The organism is Mesorhizobium sp. RSR380A (genome assembly GCF_054719385.1).
The window spans coordinates 1091522-1110237 of record NZ_JBTTIB010000001.1 but is presented as its reverse complement, the minus strand read 5'-3'; the positions used below and the strand labels follow the sequence as shown (position 1 = coordinate 1110237).

At 59.1% G+C, this 18716-nt stretch carries 23 protein-coding genes and 1 pseudogene; 16 read left to right on the top strand and 8 right to left on the bottom strand.

Annotated features, from left to right (window positions below; all coding sequences use genetic code 11):
- Positions 1-43 precede the first annotated feature (43 nt).
- Positions 44-514: a GFA family protein gene (locus ACYG9Z_RS05375; RefSeq protein WP_023707699.1), complete on the bottom strand. Its 471-nt coding sequence runs from the start codon at positions 512-514 to the stop codon at positions 44-46.
- A 192-nt stretch (positions 515-706) separates the two neighbouring features.
- Between ACYG9Z_RS05375 and ACYG9Z_RS05370 the strand changes: the two genes are divergently transcribed.
- From ACYG9Z_RS05370 to ACYG9Z_RS05360, 3 genes are all read left to right on the top strand, one after another.
- Entirely contained in the window at positions 707-931 is a 225-nt protein-coding gene (locus ACYG9Z_RS05370; RefSeq protein WP_023687840.1) for a hypothetical protein, read from the top strand.
- A 286-nt stretch (positions 932-1217) separates the two neighbouring features.
- Positions 1218-2711, top strand: a complete 1494-nt coding sequence (locus tag ACYG9Z_RS05365; RefSeq protein ID WP_023704631.1) for an alpha,alpha-trehalose-phosphate synthase (UDP-forming) — start codon at positions 1218-1220, stop codon at positions 2709-2711.
- 245 nt (positions 2712-2956) lie between these two features.
- A complete protein-coding gene (locus ACYG9Z_RS05360) occupies positions 2957-3121 on the top strand; it encodes a hypothetical protein (protein ID WP_023668056.1) in 165 nt (54 codons plus the stop codon).
- Between the two features lie 138 nt (positions 3122-3259).
- Here ACYG9Z_RS05360 and ACYG9Z_RS05355 read toward each other — a convergent pair whose 3' ends face one another.
- Positions 3260-3436, bottom strand: a complete 177-nt coding sequence (locus ACYG9Z_RS05355; RefSeq protein ID WP_023707700.1) for a hypothetical protein — start codon at positions 3434-3436, stop codon at positions 3260-3262.
- A 24-nt stretch (positions 3437-3460) separates the two neighbouring features.
- On the opposite strand from ACYG9Z_RS05355, the gene ACYG9Z_RS05350 reads away from it, so the two are divergent.
- Entirely contained in the window at positions 3461-3724 is a 264-nt protein-coding gene (locus tag ACYG9Z_RS05350; RefSeq protein ID WP_023681159.1) for a hypothetical protein, read from the top strand.
- Between the two features lie 223 nt (positions 3725-3947).
- On the opposite strand, the gene ACYG9Z_RS05345 is transcribed toward ACYG9Z_RS05350, so the two are convergent.
- Positions 3948-4238, bottom strand: coding sequence for a hypothetical protein (locus ACYG9Z_RS05345; protein ID WP_031197822.1), 291 nt, complete (start codon positions 4236-4238; stop codon positions 3948-3950).
- A gap of 2 nt (positions 4239-4240) precedes the next feature.
- On the bottom strand, positions 4241-4795 hold the full coding sequence (locus ACYG9Z_RS05340) for a response regulator (RefSeq protein WP_050588792.1): 555 nt from the start codon (positions 4793-4795) through the stop codon (positions 4241-4243).
- 158 nt (positions 4796-4953) lie between these two features.
- On the opposite strand from ACYG9Z_RS05340, the gene ACYG9Z_RS05335 reads away from it, so the two are divergent.
- Positions 4954-8067 (top strand): CheR family methyltransferase, encoded by a 3114-nt coding sequence (locus ACYG9Z_RS05335; RefSeq protein WP_023704632.1) that lies wholly within the window; start codon positions 4954-4956, stop codon positions 8065-8067.
- The gene (locus tag ACYG9Z_RS05330) at positions 8064-8480 is read left to right on the top strand and encodes a response regulator (protein WP_023668061.1); all 417 of its coding nucleotides are present in this window, start codon (positions 8064-8066) and stop codon (positions 8478-8480) included. The genes ACYG9Z_RS05335 and ACYG9Z_RS05330 overlap by 4 nt, the downstream gene beginning before the upstream one ends.
- Positions 8481-8660: 180 nt before the next feature.
- Here ACYG9Z_RS05330 and ACYG9Z_RS05325 read toward each other — a convergent pair whose 3' ends face one another.
- The 3 genes from ACYG9Z_RS05325 to ACYG9Z_RS05315 form a co-directional block, all read right to left on the bottom strand.
- Positions 8661-8906, bottom strand: coding sequence for a hypothetical protein (locus ACYG9Z_RS05325; RefSeq protein WP_023687844.1), 246 nt, complete (start codon positions 8904-8906; stop codon positions 8661-8663).
- 168 nt (positions 8907-9074) lie between these two features.
- The gene (locus tag ACYG9Z_RS05320; protein WP_280804108.1) at positions 9075-9758 is read right to left on the bottom strand and encodes a hypothetical protein; all 684 of its coding nucleotides are present in this window, start codon (positions 9756-9758) and stop codon (positions 9075-9077) included.
- A 250-nt stretch (positions 9759-10008) separates the two neighbouring features.
- Positions 10009-10806 carry an SDR family NAD(P)-dependent oxidoreductase gene (locus ACYG9Z_RS05315; RefSeq protein WP_023696321.1) on the bottom strand — a complete coding sequence of 266 codons (798 nt, stop codon included), beginning with the start codon at positions 10804-10806 and terminating at the stop codon, positions 10009-10011.
- Between the two features lie 517 nt (positions 10807-11323).
- On the opposite strand from ACYG9Z_RS05315, the gene ACYG9Z_RS05310 reads away from it, so the two are divergent.
- The 5 genes from ACYG9Z_RS05310 to ACYG9Z_RS05290 all read left to right on the top strand — a co-directional run bounded on the left by ACYG9Z_RS05310 (position 11324) and on the right by ACYG9Z_RS05290 (position 13959).
- Positions 11324-11785: a hypothetical protein gene (locus ACYG9Z_RS05310; protein ID WP_050586847.1), complete on the top strand. Its 462-nt coding sequence runs from the start codon at positions 11324-11326 to the stop codon at positions 11783-11785.
- Positions 11782-13002 carry an NRAMP family divalent metal transporter gene (locus tag ACYG9Z_RS05305; RefSeq protein ID WP_023668066.1) on the top strand — a complete coding sequence of 407 codons (1221 nt, stop codon included), beginning with the start codon at positions 11782-11784 and terminating at the stop codon, positions 13000-13002. The genes ACYG9Z_RS05310 and ACYG9Z_RS05305 overlap by 4 nt, the downstream gene beginning before the upstream one ends.
- Positions 12999-13361, top strand: coding sequence for a hypothetical protein (locus ACYG9Z_RS05300; protein ID WP_245260251.1), 363 nt, complete (start codon positions 12999-13001; stop codon positions 13359-13361). The genes ACYG9Z_RS05305 and ACYG9Z_RS05300 overlap by 4 nt, the downstream gene beginning before the upstream one ends.
- Before the next feature lie 2 nt (positions 13362-13363).
- The gene (locus tag ACYG9Z_RS05295; protein ID WP_023681169.1) at positions 13364-13696 is read left to right on the top strand and encodes a hypothetical protein; all 333 of its coding nucleotides are present in this window, start codon (positions 13364-13366) and stop codon (positions 13694-13696) included.
- Between the two features lie 113 nt (positions 13697-13809).
- Positions 13810-13959, top strand: a complete 150-nt coding sequence (locus ACYG9Z_RS05290) for a hypothetical protein (RefSeq protein WP_023668069.1) — start codon at positions 13810-13812, stop codon at positions 13957-13959.
- Here the strand turns inward: ACYG9Z_RS05290 and ACYG9Z_RS05285 are convergent.
- Positions 13903-14208, bottom strand: a pseudogene (locus tag ACYG9Z_RS05285) (GNAT family N-acetyltransferase); the annotation flags it as partial. The gene ACYG9Z_RS05290 and the pseudogene ACYG9Z_RS05285 sit on opposite strands and share 57 nt — an antisense overlap.
- A 346-nt stretch (positions 14209-14554) precedes the next feature.
- On the opposite strand from ACYG9Z_RS05285, the gene ACYG9Z_RS05280 reads away from it, so the two are divergent.
- From ACYG9Z_RS05280 to ACYG9Z_RS05260, 5 genes are all read left to right on the top strand, one after another.
- A complete protein-coding gene (locus ACYG9Z_RS05280; RefSeq protein ID WP_031201473.1) occupies positions 14555-14869 on the top strand; it encodes a hypothetical protein in 315 nt (104 codons plus the stop codon).
- 634 nt (positions 14870-15503) lie between these two features.
- On the top strand, positions 15504-15914 hold the full coding sequence (locus ACYG9Z_RS05275) for a DUF427 domain-containing protein (RefSeq protein ID WP_031214606.1): 411 nt from the start codon (positions 15504-15506) through the stop codon (positions 15912-15914).
- A 40-nt stretch (positions 15915-15954) separates the two neighbouring features.
- Entirely contained in the window at positions 15955-16374 is a 420-nt protein-coding gene (locus tag ACYG9Z_RS05270) for an HD domain-containing protein (protein ID WP_023668074.1), read from the top strand.
- Positions 16375-16706: 332 nt separating this feature from the next.
- Positions 16707-17213: a YciE/YciF ferroxidase family protein gene (locus tag ACYG9Z_RS05265; protein ID WP_023752150.1), complete on the top strand. Its 507-nt coding sequence runs from the start codon at positions 16707-16709 to the stop codon at positions 17211-17213.
- 128 nt (positions 17214-17341) lie between these two features.
- Positions 17342-18388 carry an ATP-dependent DNA ligase gene (locus ACYG9Z_RS05260; RefSeq protein WP_023752149.1) on the top strand — a complete coding sequence of 349 codons (1047 nt, stop codon included), beginning with the start codon at positions 17342-17344 and terminating at the stop codon, positions 18386-18388.
- The last annotated feature ends 328 nt before the right edge of the window (positions 18389-18716 follow it).

Below are 18716 nucleotides of genomic sequence, written 5' to 3'. Positions count from 1 at the left end.
GCGCTGGCTTGCAGGTACGACGCCCGAGATCCAGCCTCCTGCCTCACCGGTCTCTGGGATTGCCCAGGGCGGGGTCGCGCGCCCGGGTGTAGCCCTCGACGCGAGGCAAACCGTCATCCATCCTGATAAACGGCAGCCGCATTTCCCAATAGGCCTGGGCTTGGGGATGGTACTTCTCGGGCGCGTCCATGAATCCGATCGAGATGTAGAACTCATTTGGCAAGCCTTCATCGGTGTACCCAATCGAGGTGCCACATTCCGAACAGAAGGAGCGCACGACGCCCCTGGTTTTCGAAAATGTTTTTGGTTTGGAGCCGAGCCAATCGACCTGATCTGGACGATAGCCAATCCAGATCGTCAGTGGGCTGCCGATCGCTCGTCGGCAGTCATCGTCGTGGTCGAAACAAATCCAAAAGGGATCGCCACTGAATTCAGCTGTGATGGCTCCGCAAAAGCAATGCCCTTGATCAATCCGGGCCGGTTTTCTGACCGTCGTTCGGGGTTTGTCGTCCATGGTAATCTTCCGGCCAGCGTGGTGGCGTAACGCCGCGGACGGCAAGCAGTTCCTTTGGACGTCACAGAGCCGCAGATGCGCGCAACCGGCGGGCTGCTGGTCAATATCATTTGAGGCAGATCAGGCCTTAATTTGTTGGGAACATTTTTTCAGGTCCGCACTTTGTTCGCCGTCTGACCAAAGGAGGCGACCTTGAAAACACGACGCGTCGACAGGGAAAAGATCGAGAGGGCGGATCGAGAAGCCAAGTTGCTGTTGGAAGCGGAGCGGCATGCCAGGGAAGCCAAGACGGCGCGGCTTAGAGAACAGCGACAGTTGTTGGAGGCATCGATAACGCAGACCCCGCCCGCGCCCGTAGCCGCAAAGCAGCCGCCCCGCCAACGAAAGCCGACGCGCAAGGTAATCGAGGTGGACTGACGGTTTGGTCACTTGGGGCTTTTGCCAAGGTGGGGAGTTGATATGACAGGGCAGGGGATCCGGCAGCATGAATACCAAAGCGGTAAGTCCGGCCGTCGCCAAAGCGGCTGCTCGGCGTGCTGGATCGGGGTCTCATCACCGGTGTGTCCGACGACGATCCTGCGAGAGCCGCTGAAAAAGGCGCCCGAGCGGGCCGAGAACCAGCGAATCCGGCTGGACACTTACGTCGGGAACAATCGCACGCGCGGACCGTTCCCCAAGCGATCTTCACGCTCAGGATTTGCTCTTGTTGCAGCGACCGGATGAAATTTTCAACGAGGCCTCGCAAACGGTTGGTGATCCCCTTGAGCGCGACGCCTTAGGTGGGGAGGCTGAGCTAACTGGCGATCGCGCCATCCCGCGTCGTCTGGTTGTCGTCTCGAACAGGCTGGGGAACATTCGCGATCTGTCGCAAGCCGGCGGACTTGCTGTAGGCATCGGGGATGCGTTGGCCGAGCGTGGAGGCCTGTGGCTAGGAGCAAGCGCCGAGTATCAGGACTACGCCGCGAGCGACGAACCGCTGATCCGCTTGGAACGGGTGGGAAAGATCGAGACGGCTGCGCTTACCCTGCCCTATGAGGAGTATTCGCTCTATTACAATGGCTATGCCAACAGCACGCTGTGGCCGCTTTTTCATTACCGACTCGACCTGGTGAACCACCGGGCAGAGTTTCTACACGCCTACCGGCAGATCAATGCGCGGTTCGCGAAGGCGCTCGCAGGACTGCTGTCGGGCAACGACGACCTGGTGTGGGTTCACGACTACCACCTTATCCCCTTGGCCGCCCAGTTGCGGCGGCTGGGAGTCCGGAATCGGATCGGGTTTTTTCTTCACATACCGTTCCCGCCGCCCGACCTGTTTGTAGCCACGCCCGACCATGAAGAACTCATCGATGATCTGCTTCAATATGACGTCGTGGGGTTCCAGACCGAAACGGACGTGGGGAATTTCCGGCGCTCAGTGCAGGCGGCCAACTCCACTACTTTTGATATCAATGGTTCGGCTGAGATGAACGGCCGCACGGTGTTATCGAGGTGTTTTCCGATAGGCATCGACGTCGATTCAATCGCACGCATGGCCAATGAGGCGGCGGAGGATGTGCAGATCGATTCCATGCGCCGCCAGATTCTGGGCCTCAAGCAAATCATCGGCGTCGATCGGCTGGACTACTCCAAGGGTCTCCCCGGCCGCATGCAGGCTTTCGCGCGTCTTTTGGAAAGGCATCCGGAACACGAGCGGGCGGCAACCTATTTGCAGATTGCGTCGCCGACGCGCGAGGAGGTCAGCGCCTATGCCGACATCCGGGCCCAGCTTGAAGCAACCGCCGGCGCGGTCAACGGAAGATACGCGGATTTGGCTTGGACCCCGATCCGCTACATCCACCGTGCCGTATCACGCTCTCGGCTTGCTGGCCTGTTGCGCGCTAGCCAGGTCGGATTGGTCACGCCCCTGCGTGACGGAATGAACCTCGTCGCCAAGGAATACATAGCCGCGCAGGACGAAGCCGACCCCGGAGTGCTGATTTTGTCGCGTTTTGCAGGTGCGGCTGAAGAACTTGCCGAATCCTTGATCGTGAACCCGTATGCGGTCGACGAGGTTGCCGATGCGATCGCAAAAGCGCTCGCGATGCCGCTTGAGGAAAGAATTGCAAGGCATAGTGCACTGCTCAAGCGCATCAGGCGCAATGACGCAGCAGAATGGCGGCGGTCATTTCTCGCCACGCTCGCGGGCGAGAACTAGCGCCTGGCATCGATGCCTGAATCCGTCCGTGTGTCACGCGTCCCACACGGTCATAGCCCGGCAATAACCCGGCTGGCCTAGCAGTTCGAAAGGCCTTGAAGCTGATCATGTACCTTGTCAGCCCGCATCAGAAACTTTTCGCTCGTTGCCGGAAGCGCGATAGCCCGCCTCAATCGGTGGACTATCGAAGGTTCCACGGAACACACCGCCGGTCCGGTCGTTTGGGCTCTGATAGGAGATCTGCGATGACAAGGAACCCCACGCGAAAGGACAGTGATCTCTCTGAAAAAGAGGCAATCAAGTTGGCCGAAGTCACCGACGTGTCACCCGGGCAGGCCAAAGAGCTTGCAGCCGAGCACGGCAAAGACGGCGCCAAGAAGGAAGCAAGAAATTACAAGGCGGAGGGCTGACTATGGCGGCCAGTGGATCCGCAAACGACAGAGACGCACGAGCCACCCTCTACGCACAAGGCGTAATGGAAGCCGAGCGCAAGGCGCGGGAAGAGAAAACGGCGCGATTGCGCAAAGCCCGTTTGGCGCACGAGGCGATCAATCCGCCTGCACCCGAGCGGAAACCGGCAGTGCCGAAAGCCCCAAAGCGGGCCGCCAAACCAGGCAGCCGAAAAGCTGGAGAAGATTAGCTTCAGCTTCTTCGGCTGTGCCGGCGGCACGCGTCGGGGAAGAGCAGACCGTGCGGTCGATCTGCACGATAAATTTGTACTTCATCGAATGACACAAAGGAGTCCAGTGATGACGGAGCATGTGTCCCGGAAGGAAGAACAGCGTGGCACCCGAAATGTACTCGGGTGGGGCGTCGTCATTGCGGCTGTGATCTTCGTCGCACTGCTAGCCTTCTTTGTGTTCATACCCCTTTCAGGCGGATCGTGGCAGACATCGCCAGTAAAGCGCACCCCGGAACAGAACCAAGGCGGCAATGCCCCCGCCGAGACATCACCCGCGCCCGGCGTTAAAAAGAACCCGCAAGAAAATACCGAGATGCCAGGGCAGCAGTGATCGACCTTGGGCTGCGACCCAAGTTGGCCTGATCTTCCTGGTCGTCTCATCGGCGTCATGATGGGATCAGGGCCTTCTGGGCGCAGGAACCGCTGAGCTATTGAGACTGGGTTTCGCCCACATCGAGCGCAGAAAGATTACCGCAGCAGCATCGGTCTGGCGAACGAGGCGATCACGCCATCGTGGAACTCGAGGCACATCAAGATGCCTAGCTGCAGGCCGTTCAGTTGGGATTTTTCAGCTGCTTTGACAACAGCAGTTGCTGCTGCAGCTCAAGGGCGAGCTTCAACAGCCGTTCAGGTGTTTCCTCTTCCGCGATTTCGTCGAGCAGCGCTGCGAGTGCGTCGCCCTCAACAGGATCGCGGAATGAGTCAGGTTTGGTTTGCGGAGGTTTGGCCACGAGGATTTCTAGCAGGAATGCGGCCGTATTTGCAAGACGAAGCGAAGCGCTCTTGGGGAGGGGTACCGTAGCGGGGGCGGTCGACAGGGCGGCCTGCGGCAAACTATCGGACAATCTTAATTCATGATGCCAGACCTGTCGTTGCGGAGCACCTCCTCCATGAGTGTATTGAGCCATTCGCTCAAGGGAAGGTCATGCCGCGTCGACAACCGCTCCTCCAGCGCCGCCTTCAATGTCCGTTCGACGAGGCGATCGGCCGCCTGTGGGTCGCCCAGCAGCAGCCGCGCGGACAGCCTCAGTTTTGGAAGAGCGCGGAAAACATTGTCTTCACCAAGCGCTGTTGATTGCGCGGCGAGGATCCCGGCAACCGTCCTGAACCCGGCCGGCTTGGAGAGGTTTTGGGTGTACCGGAACCGCTCCGGTAGGGTGATCTGATCGTTTCCGGAGAAGAATACGAACGGGATGCCTCTGTCCGTCAGCTCATCGGCGAGGGGAAAAACAGTCTCACCGTTAAGATCGATGTCCAGCACCGCCCCGTCCGCTGAATCGATATATCGTCGAGCCCGGCTGACTGACGACACCGGCCCCAAAACGGTCGCCCCACAATCGCTGAAATAAGAGGCAAGTTCGCTTGCCAGCAAGAATTCGTCCTCGACGAGCAGAATTCGCATGCCTAATAACATAGCAGCCCTCCGGGCTTTAAACGGCGGTCGCGTCCATCGGTTCCGTGGCTATCGGCGGTGCGGGATGGGAATTCGACCAGGAACGGTTTACACATTGGATCGAAATCAGCGCTGCCGCGTTGCATTTCACTGAAGCAGGACAATTGATGCAAAAGCTGCCGAGGTTCCCCATAGTCGGTATTGGCGCCTCTGCGGGCGGCATTGCCGCCATGGAGGGATTTTTTCGCGGGATGCCGTCTTCGAGCGGGATGGCGTTCGTGATCGTCACGCATCTCAGCCCGGAACGGGAAAGTCTGCTGCACGAAGTGATTGCGCTTTACACCGGAATTCCGGTTCGTGTCGCTGAAGATGCAATGGATATCCATCCTGACACCGTCTACGTGATGCCGCACAACGCGATCCTCACCATCGAAAATTCCAGCCTAAAGCTGCGCCAACCGAATTCGGTGTCCAGGGAGCGCAAGCCCATCGATATCTTTTTCAGCGCGCTGGCCGAGGATCAGGGCGAATACGCCGTCGGCGTCGTCCTGTCGGGCGGCGATTCCGACGGTACGTTGGGCATCAAGGCAATCAAGGAGCATGGCGGCCTGACGCTGGCGCAACTCTCCGACGAGTCGGGTCCGAGCAATCCCGACATGCCGCGCAGCGCGATCAGTTCCGGTCTGATCGATATCGCCATCCCCGCCGATGAGATGGGTGCGAAACTCATGGAATTTGCCCATAGCTTTGAACTGCTCGACGAGCTCGAAGCTGACGATGGCAAGGCCAGTGCTTTGAAACTCCGCAAGGGCCAGGAGGAAATCTACGCGATCCTGCGCAGCCATTCGGGACATGATTTCTCGGGCTACAAGGCCAAGACGTTCTTGCGCCGCGTCAGGCGACGCATGCAAATAACACAGAACACCGCGATCGATGCCTATATAGAGTTGCTTCGTTCAAATGCGGAGGAAGTGCGGTCGCTGTTTCGCGACCTGCTGATCAACGTGACAAATTTCTTCCGCGATACGGACGCTTTCAAGACCCTGGAAGAAACCGTCATCCCCAAACTTTTCGAAGGCAAGGACGCCAACGATACGATCCGCGTCTGGGTGCCCGGCTGCGCAACCGGCGAGGAAGTCTTCTCGATCGGAATGCTGATGCGCGAGCATATGGATACACTTTCGGCTGTGCCGCGCATCCAGATTTTCGCCACGGACATCGATGACGCGGCGTTGGGCATCGCACGTTCGGCGCGCTATCCGGAGTCATTGCTTGCGGGCGTTTCGCCTGAACGTCGCGAACGCTTCTTCAGCAATGACGGCACAAGTTTCATCTTGAGCAAGAGCGTACGTGATCTCTGCATCTTCTCGGCGCACAGCGTCATCCGTGATCCACCCTTCTCGCGCATGGACATGGTGTCGTGCCGGAACCTGCTGATCTATTTCGGCCCCGATGTGCAAAAGCAGGTTATTCCGACCTTCCACTATTCGCTGAAGCCCGGCGGCTATCTGTTCCTTGGCACCTCCGAGAGCATAAGCCAGCATGCCGATCTGTTTGCACCGGTCGACAAGAAACAACGGATATTCAAGGCACGAGAACATACGGCGCCGCCGCGGCTGCCGATCTTGTTGAATGCTGCGCCTGCAAGCAATTTTTCCAGCGCCAATGACACTCATGCCCGCCGCGGCTTGTCTTATTCCCTAAGGCAAACCGTTGAAGCGCAGGTTCTCGAACGCTTCGCTCCGGCTCACGTCGTCGTCAATGGTGATGGAGATGTCGTCTATTACTCGGTCCGAACCGGCAAATATCTCGAGCCGCCGCAAGGGGTGCCGAGCAGACAATTGCTCACAATGGCACGCAGCGGCCTGCGTCTGGAATTGCGCGGCGCTTTGCGGGAAGCCGCCGAGGGCCGGCGCACGGTTGTGCGCGAAGCGATAGCCATTGAAGAAGATGAAGATCGTGTCCAATTCGTCACATTGACGATCGAGCCCTTGACTGATCGCGGCAGCGGCGAGCCGCTGTTTCTCGTCCTGTTCGAGCCGGTGGGCCAGCCGCAGCCGCGGCTGGAGGCTCTAAAGGTTCGACAGCCGGTGGCATCTGGGATTGCTGATTTCGAACGCGAGCTCCGCGATACGCGCGAGCGCCTGCAATCGACGATCGAAGAATATGAGACCGCGTTGGAGGAGTTGAAATCTTCCAATGAGGAACTCGTCTCGGTCAACGAAGAAGCCCAGTCCTCCAATGAGGAGCTCGAGGCCTCCAAGGAAGAAATGCAGTCCCTCAATGAGGAATTGAACACCATCAATGCCGAACTGGTTTCCAAGATCGAGGATCTCGATCGTGCCAACAGCGATCTGAAGAACCTGTTCGAGAGCACACAGATCGCGACTGTTTTTCTCGATACCAAGCTGGTTATCCGCAGCTTCACGCCGGCGGCGTCTTCGTTCTTCAACTTGCTGCCGACCGACATCGGAAGACCGCTGACCGATCTTGCCAGCCGGCTCGATTATCCGCACCTGCGCGACCATATTGCCCAGGTTTTCAGGGCCGGCGAGATGATCGAGCACCAGCTGCCGCGCGATAGCAACGGCATCCACTATCTCGTGCGGCTGATCCCCTACCGCGACAGCGCGCGGAAAATCCAGGGCGTGGTGGTGACCTTTGTCGATGTGACGACCATGGCTGAAGCCGAAGCCCACCAGCGGGTATTGATCTCGGAACTCAACCATCGGGTCAAGAACATGCTGGCTGTTACGGTCAGCATTGCCAGTCAGACCCTGAAAAATGCTCCCTCTTCGGAGGCTTTCGCCGAAGCGCTCATCGGTCGCCTGCGCGCCATGGCCCGGGCCTACGGAGTGCTCTCGCGTGAAAGCTGGAAAGAGGTCTCGGTAGAGGAAATCGTGCGGCAGGAAGTCGAGCCGTTCGGGCTGGAACGCATCAACACCACAGGCGAGGACATTCGGCTCAAGCCTCAGCAGGGCCTGTCGCTTGGCATGGTGATCCATGAACTTGCCACGAATGCTGGAAAATATGGCGCCTTGTCCGTGCCAAACGGCGTGGTGTCCGTGACTTGGTCGGCGTCGGATCACGGTTTTCAGCTCGAATGGTTAGAAAGCGGCGGTCCCGCTGTCATTCCGCCTGAGAAGACGGGATTTGGTCTTTCGCTGGTGAAAGGCGAAATTGAGTATCGGCTTGGCGGAAATTTTGAAACATCTTTCGGTTCCGATGGTTTGAGCTTGCGGATTGAGTTTCCGTTTGATCATCGGGAGAGCGAAACGTGACTGCATCTCGTATCCTTATCGTCGAAGATGAATGGCTGGTCGCGGAGGAGCACCGCGCAATTCTGGAAGAGGCCGGCTTCGCCATCGCCGGGCCAGTGCCGTCCGTTGCTCGCGCGAAAAAGCTGATCGAGAGTGAAGTCATATCTGCCGCGGTCCTGGACATTGGTCTCGGCGGCGAGACCAGCGCTGCCCTTGTCCCTCTTCTAGCGCAACGCGGAATTCCGTTTGTTTTCGTCAGTGGGTACACAACATCCGACATTCCGCAGGATTTGCGTCATCACAAGATGCTGTCAAAACCCGTGTGGGCTGCCGCGCTGGTCGAGGCCGTGCGAAATATGCTCGGTGTTCAACCGACAGCTTTGGCAAGACACCAGGACAGCGGAACGGTGCCAACCCAACGAGAAGCCCGGTAACTGCACAAAGACACTGGTTTTTCATCAGATATGCGACGACATTCGGGTCCAGGCCCGAGACGGCGTCGCCGGCAAGTGCCTGCGATCCGGCCGGCACGATTGGCATGCTCCCGGTCTGGCGTACTCCAGCGCTGGGCGAAACTTCGCCACGGCGCGACGATTGGTCAGGCGATGAGCCTATCAAACAACGGGCAGTTCGCCCTCGGTTTGCCTCGCGTCGAATAGGACGCCAAGGCCGTAAGTGACGGCGCCAGCGGCAATCATCTCTGCCAACGCTGCGCTCGACACCGGGCAATGCGGCATGACCGCCTTGATCGCGAGTTCGGCATTCGCAATCGACACGAAATCGTGCCGTCGCTTACGGGTCTCCAGATATTGTTCGATCAACATCTGCAGTCGCCTTCTTTCTATTTCATCGCCAGCCATTGGTTCCTCCTGTAGACAGTCTGAAAGCCCACCACGCCTAAGGAGCGGTGGCCTTGGCGCCCCTTTTTGAGGACCGTGGACTCTAGTGAGGCGGGCAGCGTTGCTGACCAGGATGTCGAGACTGCCGAGGGGCGTTGCTGCTTCATCGGCCAGCTTTCTGCAAAGGCCTCATTGCGGATATCGCCGGCAAGCCTTTTGACCTGCCGCTTTTATTAGGTCCACCAGTTCGTCGGCGTCTTCCTGTTCTTCGGGGAGGTAGCCGAAAGCAACGTCCGCACGCTCGCGCGCGAATGCAATCGCCGCAGCACGACCAATACCGGAATCGCCGCCGGTTATCAGCGCTTTGCGGCCGGCAAGCCTGCCTGATCCTTTGTAGGTCGTTTCGCCGTGGTCCGGGCGCGGCACCATCTTGCTGGCCAAACCCGGCCACTTCTGTTCCTGTGGCTTGAACGGCGGCTGGTGATATTGCGTCACCGGATTCTGTTTGAGCATCGGGCTCGCAGGGCCTGCTTTAGCAGGCACTGTTCCCGTATCGGCTGACGCCGTGGAAGCATAAGCGGCGAGAATTCCTCCCGCCATGCTTCCGACGACAAGTCTACGCGCTGCGTCTGGTACATTGTCATGCTGGTCGTGGTTCATCATGGGCTCGCTTTGACGGCAGGTGACCGTTACGGAAGTGGCACCTAACCGGCCGTCGACGCGAATGTTCCCTTGTGATTGCAGTGAGTGTCGGTCGCCTTGCCCGTCTTTGCTGTGAGGCCGCGTCACGACTTTGATGCAGCCATCCTGCTTGTCGCGGAACGTCTTGTAGAGATCCGGCCCTGCTTTCAGATCGGCCCGGTGGGTAATCACAAGGAGGGATCGATTGCGCCGCTCTGGACCATGGCCAAAAGAGGTTCGAGGCAGCGTTGCGTATGCGTCTGGCCCATCCGGAAAGCCGGTCTCTTATTCATCGCCGCGCCAGACGGGATGTGATCGATCAGGCCAACACAGACGCCGTGGGGACCGAGATGGTGCCGTCCTTGCGGCAGCGATTGATTACGTCGCGCAGCACATGCGGTCTCTGCGAATGCCAGCCCGTTTGATGGCGCGAAATATTGGCTCAGTCGCTGGACGCCGACCCCGGCTCGGCCATCCTACGGTGCTGTTCGGCCAAGGTGCCTGCCGGCGTGACATGCGCGGCGGCGACCTGCAGCTTGTTTTTCCAACCGCTGACGACCTGTTCATCACCGGCCATCATCGCCTCGTAACCCGTCTTGGCGACATCGGCCGGATTGTCCTTTTCATCGGAGCCGACCTTGGTATCCATCATTTCAGCGCGCTCGAAGAATCGCGTCTGCGTGGGGCCAGGCATCAGCACGGTGACCGTCACGCCGCTATCTTTCAGCTCATGGCGGAGCGCGATCGAGAAGGAATCGATGAACGCCTTCGTGCCGTTGTAGACGGCCTGGAATGTTCCGGGCATGAAGCCGGCGATCGACCCGGTGAACAGGATGCGTCCGCGACCTCGCCGGGCCATCTTGGCGCCGAGTTCATGCGCCAGATAGACCGTTCCGGTGACATTGGTGTCGATGATCCGGCGGACTTTTCGCCAGTCCTGGTCGACGAAGCCGTTGCCGAGCCCGCGTCCCGCATTGAGAAACAACAGGTCGATATCGCGATCGCCGATCTGGGAGATCAACCGATCGGCGCCCTCGACGGTCGCCAGATCGGCCTCAATGGCTTCGACCGTTACATTGTGGGTCTCAAGTGCCTCTGCCGCCTGCCGGATAGCCGGCTCGTCGGCGGCGATGATCAGGTCGTAACCGTCTTTAGCGCACAGCTTTGCGAGTTCCCTTCCGATGCCACTCGAGGCGCCGGTCACCACAGCGAGTTTGGCGTCCGTCATCATATCCTCCATCTTCGTGCCATCGGAACCACGAGCGGGCACAATTGTTCCGCGGCGTTTGGGCTGGATTGATCGTGCGCTGTCATGACGGTCAGGCGACGGTCGTCGTCGCGGTCCTTGCGCGCATTCATGGATGAGCGTTGGGACAAAAACCGTTCTACGCCATGAGAACTCGCGATGGCCTACCTTCAAAAAAAGGCCCCCCGAACGCATGGATTGAGTACTCAGAACGGATCAGTTGAAGTTGGAACAAGTGGCCCAGTTGGAAGTTCGAATCGTGCAGCGTTGTTGCCCTCCCATGTTGATGCTGCGCGATCGGGTCATCCCCTCAGCCCGATCTGCCCGCGCTTCTCCGCGCCAAAGAGAAGCGCGGGCCCCCCCACTTTCACGGCTGTCCGGGATGGAGCGTTTTGTTACGTGGGACTAGCCGACCTCACAAGCTCGTCGTCGGTTTCGTTTGACGAGCTCTCCGAGCGCTCTAGATCATTGATGCCGGACGCAGTTGGTTCGGGCCGGGGAGGAAATCCGCGTGGCGCATCCAACGCGCGCTGTACCCCATAACGACCGTCATTTTCCGGTTGGCTGCCTGTGCTTGCTTCTGATTCTAGCCGGGTTGGCCGGATGCTCGTCTTCCAATCAGGTGGCGCAGCAATCACGAACAGCGGCCTCCGCGGCACAGACCGTATCGATGGTGCTGGATGCCTGGGTGGAGGGAGCGGCACCGTCCGCCTATGCCACGGCCGCACTGCACTCGGTCGGAAAAACGCTGGCCGATGTCGAGGCGCAAATTCGATCGGCCGAGACCGCTGAACCAGCCGGGCGAGCAGGACTGACGGCAGCAGTCAACAGTTTGTCGGTGGCGGTGGCGCATGCCGAGGCGGGATTGCGGGTGAACAATCGCACTGAGGTGGAAAGCGCACAACAGGATCTTCGGGCGGCCATGCGCTCGCTCGCCGCCGCTTACACCAGCGCTTTCGGACCAAAGCCGTGAAGAAGCTTCTGGAAATATCGCTTGGCGTCGTCACCAGTGTCGGAGGTTTCCTCGAAGTCGGGTCGATGGCTACGGCGGCGCAGGCGGGTGCCGCCTTCGGATTCCAGCTGATCTGGGCCATAGTTCTCGGCACCATATGCATCATCTTTTTGGTTGAAATGGCCGGTCGGTTCGCCGCGATGAGCCATCACACGATCTCAGAGGGCATTCGTGAAAGATTTGGGTTCAACGTCTTCCTATGGCCGTTGCTCGTCGTCCTTCTCGTCAATTTCATGGTGCTGTCCGCTGAGATCGGCGGTGTGGCCATCGCACTCGAACTTGCCACCGGCATAGGCTTCCAGTGGTGGGCACTGCCGGTGGCGTTGCTGGCATGGCTGCTGCTGTGGAAAGGCACGTTTGGCTTTATCGAGAAAGGCGTTTCGGTCCTCGGCCTCGTGACGCTGTGCTTCGTGGTTGGTGCGGTGATGTTAAAGCCCGACTGGACAGCGGTCGCTGGCAGCGCCGTGCCTTCGCTGCCGGCTCACGATGCCATCAATTACTGGTTCATGGCGGCCAGCATTCTCGGCGCGTCGATATCGCCATATCTTTTCATGTTCTATTCCTCGGGAGCTATCGAGGACAAATGGGATGAAAGCCACCTTGGGGCCAATCGTGCCATCGCCGGGCTGGGCATGACCTTCGGTGGGACCATTTCGATCGGCGTGTTGATCGTCGCTGCTCTCGTTCTCGCGACGCGCGGCATCGACCAGGTGGACGACTATCACCAACTGCCGTTGATGCTGATCCCTATATTCGGCTTCTGGGGGTTCGTTCTATTCGTTGCCTCGCTCGCCATTGCCTGTTTCGGCGCCGCACTCGAAGTCGGGTTGCAACAGGCATATCTGGTGGCACAGGGCTTTGGCTGGACCTGGGGCGAGGATCGCAAGCCGCGCGATGATCCGGGCTTCAGTGCCGTCTATACGGCATCATTGTTTTTGGCCGCCATTCCGATCATGCTTGGCCTCGACCCACTGAGGCTGACCATCTTTTCCATGGCGGTAACGGCGGCGAGCCTTCCGCTGACGGTAGTTCCATTTCTCTTCCTGCTGAATGACGAACGCTATGTCGGCGAACATCGCAACGGCATCATTTCGAATGCCGCCGTTGTCTTCATTATCGCGCTTGCCTTCGTGCTCGCCGTGGTGACGATTCCGCTGCAGATATTCGGAGGCACATGATGGAATTGATGCGTGATCTCCTGGACAAGCAGGTGTTCGACCGCCGGCGGGTCAAGATCGGCAAGGTCGACGGAGTGGTGGCCGAGTTGCGGCGGGGCAAACCACCAAGGATTGTCGCGATAGAACTCGGCTCCATCACTTTGGCGCGCCGCCTTGGCGCGCGGCCCGGGGAATGGATGGCGCAACTGGCGACGAGGGTGGGTGGCAAACGCCACGCCGAGCCACACAGGATTGCGTGGAAAAAGGTGCAGGACAACGGGCTCGACATCGAATGTGACATCGAGGTGGGCGAGACGTCGATTTTCGCCTGGCAGGACTGGTTGCGCGATCATGTCATCGGGCGCATCCCAGGAGCGTGATGATGAGGACAGTCAACCTCGAACATCTTGCCGGGCGACGCGTGCTCTCGCAGCGCGGAAAGAGCATCGGTCACATCGAAGAGATTCTCGCCGAACAGCGTGGCGACGAGCTCGTCGTTACTGAATTCCACGTTGGCATCTACGCCGCGTTCGAGCGTCTGTCGGCCTCGACCATCGGCATCGCGATGCTCGACCTGTTTCGGCTGCGCCGCCGCGACGGCCTGTACCGCATTCCCTGGGATAAACTCGATATCTCCGATCCGGCGCGACCGCGGCTGCTATGCCCGATGACCGAGCTTCCCGGATGGAAAGGGCAAAAGGACCTTCGGGAGTAGATGGCTACGGCTGGGAGGGCTAAGGCGCCGGCGTTTTGCCGGCGAACAGCCGTTCGTGCAGATGGCGCCTCCGCAAAGATTACTGCAGGTTTCTTGCGAAGGAAGATGCGGGCATGTCCTGGAATAACGAATTCGACTTTGCCGAATTCCTCAAACCCATGAAGCCGGTAAAATTGAGGCGCCTGGAAACTGCTCGTCTCGACGACGGCTCTCTTGCATCCGCGCCTAATGGCTTCCTCCTCAATCGCCATAAGAAGCTGTGATCCATAGGATCGGCCACGCAATTTGTCAGGCAAGAAGAACATGTCGAGAAACAGGAGCCCCAGTTCCGTTCTGCCCCAAATTCCACCCCAGATCTTTCCCGAGGGGTCGGTAAGCTCCGCGCCGATCACTGCCCGGTCATCGATTCCGGTTTGTTCGATGTTGTGTCGATAGAGCGCAGCGGCCGCCTGCGTTCGTGCATCCCCGTTGTGAGCCAGAGCGATTGTAAATCCTTCGGATCGAGCCGGCATGCGTTCTGCTCCTGCGTCGGAATGGTCTTGAGATTCAACCGTCAGACTAACATCAAGGCGGCCGGTTCGCTCGCAGCTCTGATCGCCGCTTCTGTTGTAACCCGTCTTGCCCACATTCCGCATCGCGATCCGCGTCGGATGCATGCAGCCGCGCCCAACATATCGCTTTGGTGTTGAACAAAGCCCATCCTGCCCTTGTCAGGTCTCATCACAATTCGTGCGCCGTCAAGAGTGTCCACCTCGACGAAGGCTGCTGCGGATCACAATCCATTACGCCGGGAACAATGAGAAAAACCTGTCGTTGGGAAAGCGATCGCAATTCGGCGATTCAAACACGGAGACTCCAATGTTGAAGAAAATTCTAGCCGCGTCGGTGCTAACTATTGCCTTGGCCGGTTCCGCCTTGGCGCAGACAAATGGAACGGGTGCTGGCGGCACGGCTGGCACGGGTAATGGAACTGGTACTGGAACTGTTGGCAGCGGCGGCGCCGCTGGCACTGGCAGCGGGAATGCGGCCGTGCCAACCGATCCGAATTCCACAAACTCGACTACAAAATCGAACGGCATGACCGACCGTTGCAAGGACGCCGCAGGCAATGACATCGATAACAACACTGCAAGTGGCGCAACGACCTCGACCGTGCAAAATTGCAACAAGTAGTCGATGGACCTAGCGGCTTCGGCCGCCCGAAGGCCCGCCATCAAGACAATGGCGGGCCTCCGAATACGTGCCTCGCATGCTGCCTGGATACATAGGAGCACATGTGTCCAAAGAGACCCGGCGGGCCAAACTCGATCGCTTAGCAGCCTCGATTCCGAAGCACGAATTCGAATTCCTAATGAAGATTGCAAAGCTAAGCCGTCATGACCTACCTGGCCTGATCGCTAAACACGATGGCGGCAGGGGCAAGGTCTATAGGGACCTTGCGGCCCACTTGGCAGCAACTCAGGCCGCCCCGGAGCCCGTGCGTGAGGCGGCAGCTGACGACGGCCAAACAGCTGGAGCATCTCCTGCCAGGAACTCGCCCGCCGGCAAGTAGCGGCGAAGATCATTTCGGTGCCAGCCCTGACGCTCCACGGAAGCGACCACCGTGTCGTCTTCCAAAGTCTTCGAATGGGTTGGACGAGCATTTCACCGCGCCTTACCGACGAGTACTGCTGGATACGGCAACCGATAGGCGCTTTAAGTCCGGCTGCAATTCAGGTTCATCGGACATGCCGGAACCTGAAGCGCCGCCGCGCATTTCGTCTCCAAGCATGACCGATCTTGCGGTAATCGCCAGGGAGAAATCCAAATGCAAACTTCAGGCGCAACTTCACAGCAAAACCTTGGCCGATTGGCCATAGAACCGTTTTCCGGCACGGTGACGGTGCGGTTTTCCGACGCCATCGTCGCAGCTACGGAGCGGGCGAAGGTCCTGCGTGAAGACGGGCACGAGCCCGTTTTCTATATCCCCTTCGAGGACATCTATTTCGATCTTTTCGAAAAGACCGACACCACCACCCGGTGCCCGCTTAAAGGCACCGCAACCTACTGGCGTGTCCACGCCGTCGGCAGTTCTTCCGACGATTTCATGTGGGCCTACGAAACGCCCGATGCGGCCGCTCTGGCTATTGCAGGTCACGCCGCTTTCGATCCGGAAAAGGCCCGTATCGATGTCGACCCTGCCGAGGACAAGCGACACACGCCACATATCGTCGAATAGGTTTCATCAGGCAGAGACAATCACGGTAACGACAGGCGCGATGAGCAGTTTCTACCAGGCGGCAAAGATTGCGGAGGAGGTTCACGCGTCGCAGCGCGATAAGACCGGGCGGCCCTACATCGAGCATTGCCGCCGTGTCGTCGACGCTGTCGAGACAATCGATCAGAAGACTGTTGCCTACCTTCATGACGTTCTGGAGAAAGGCGAAGGCTGGACCCGCGCCAAGCTCGAAGAAGCAGGCTTCGGACCGACAATTGCCGCGGCGGTCGATGCCATGTCGCGCAGGCCGGATGAGGAGTATTTCGCCTTTGTCCGGCGGGCTGCGTCGAACCCAGTGGCGCTCCCCGTAAAACGCGCCGATCTGGAGGACAACATCTGGCAGTCGAGGCAGGTCGGAGCGTCGGCGGCCAAATATGAAGAGGGCCTTCGCATACCTGACCAAGAGTTCTCCCGACAATAGTGCGCGCCCGACGCTGGCATTGCATCTGCCGAGGCAGCCATCGCCTGCGAGAGCTTGCGGCGCACAGCACGTTTCGGCTCTCCTGGCCGTCAGTTTTTCCGCGCCGGCGTGCGCCTGGGGGTCGTCGTCTGGACCATGGAACGTGTGATCGGGTCAAAGCTCCTCCGGAGATGGATCGCAGCGTCTCGAAAAGGAGTAACGGCCCGGCTCGGAATCAGGAACTCCTCCGGCACCGGCGCGTTGACCAGCAAGCCGGGACGAGTTCCCGGCCTCCGCGGGTGGCGGGCAAGCCGCCGCCAAACCCGAACTTCTGCACAATGAAAGGTAAGGCCATGGGCTTCTTTTCGAAGGACATCAAGACACTCGACGATCTCTTCGTGCACACGCTGCGCGACATCTATTACGCCGAAAAGCAGATCGAGAAAGCGCTGCCGAAGATGATCGGCAAGGCAACCGATCCGCTATTGAAGGCCGGATTCGAAAAACACCTCGAGCAGACCAAAGGCCATATCGAGCGCGTCGAACAGGTGTTCGAATTGCATGGCGTCAAGGCCAAGGAGGTCAACTGCCCGGCGATAGACGGCATTCTCGAAGAAGCCGACGATGTGAGCGGCGACGTTGACGACAAGGAGGTCCTAGACGCGGCACTGATAGCGTCGGCGCAGGCGGTCGAACATTATGAGATGACCAGATATGGCACGCTCATCGCCTGGGCCAAGCAGCTTGGCCGCAGCGACTGCGCCAACGTGTTGGCCAAGAACCTGAAAGAAGAGCAGGCGACCGATCGCAAGCTCACCGAAATGGCGGAAAGCAAGATCAACATGCAGGCTGCCGAGTAGACCGTCCGAGGTCATGATGAGATCTGGTTGAAATCTCATCATGACCTAACCCTGTTGAAGCATGATTTTTCCAAAACCGGCACCAGTGCTGCGTTGAGTCGATCTCCATCGTTGTCCACGGAACTTTCATGACGGGCGAATCTGCCATCTCTCGCGATCTGCCGACGAGTGTAAAATTGTCTTTCGGCGTGGCGTTGAGCACGGCGCCGATGGAAGCAAAGGCTGCCGACACGTTGCCGGCCGATGCTGGCCGATGGCAATACGAACCCAAATGGGACGGGTTCCGCTGCCTGGCCTTTAAAGCCGGCGCGGCCGTGGAGTTGCGTGCAAAATCCGGCAAGCCGTTAGGGCGGTATTTCCCGGAAGTCGTCGCGATGTTGCATGAACTGAAAACAAAAGAGTTCGTGGTCGATGGTGAGATCGTCATCGAAATTGCAGGCTCTCTTTCTTTCGACGCCTTGCAGATGCGGCTGCATCCGGCGGAAAGCAGGATCCGGAAACTGTCGGTCGCGACGCCGGCAAAGCTGATCCTCTTTGACATGTTGGCGACCTCCGAGGGCGCCTTGATGCAGCAGCCGCTCTCGGTTCGGCGCGCTGCACTCGAACTGTTCGTGAAGTCGGCCGGGCGAAAGGATCTCGAACTGTCTCGGGCAACGCGTGATTTGGCGGCGGCAGGCAGATGGCTTGGCCAATCCGGACAAGGTTCGACCGACGGGGTCGTTGCCAAGCTTCTCGATGATGAATATCGACCCGGCGAGCGCGCCATGGTCAAAGTCAAGCACCTGCGCACGGCCGATTGTGTCGTCGGAGGGTTCCGCTACCTGGCGAATTCGCGTGAAGTCGGCTCCCTGTTGCTTGGCCTGTACAATGACCAGGGGCAACTCGACCATGTCGGGTTCACTTCGACGATCGCCCGGGAGGACAGGGCCAAGCTTACGCGACAACTTGAAGCTTTGCGATCGGCTCCTGGCTTCACGGGAAAAGCGCCGGGCGGTCCCAGTCGGTGGAGCACGGAAAGAAGCGGACAATGGGAGCCATTGCGGCCCGAACTGGTGGCGGAGGTGCGGTTCGATCATGTCACCGGGGATCGTTTCCGTCATGGCACCAAATTTCTGCGATGGCGTCCTGACAAAAGCCCGAAGCAATGCACGTTCGAACAGATACTTGGAAAATGAGGCTTGGCGAAGCGTCGGCAGGTCCACACTATGGAGACCAAATCCGTCAAGCATTCGGCGCAGCCAAATCCAGTCGCATTTCACTGGCGATCTTGAACCCGGCGGCGAGATAAACGCCTTTGCAGGAGGATGCCGGACCAAACCCGTTGTTCAGTCTGTCACCACGCCTCGCTTTGGCGGATCACGATTCTCGTCCGGATTAGGAACTGGCACTTCGTCGGGAAGAAGATCCGGCTCAGGCTCGCGTATGTCCGGCGTCCACGTCGGCGCATCCACTGGCGGCTCTTCGGTTGGCTCTGGTTTGGGGGGCACATCTATTCTCCGGGTT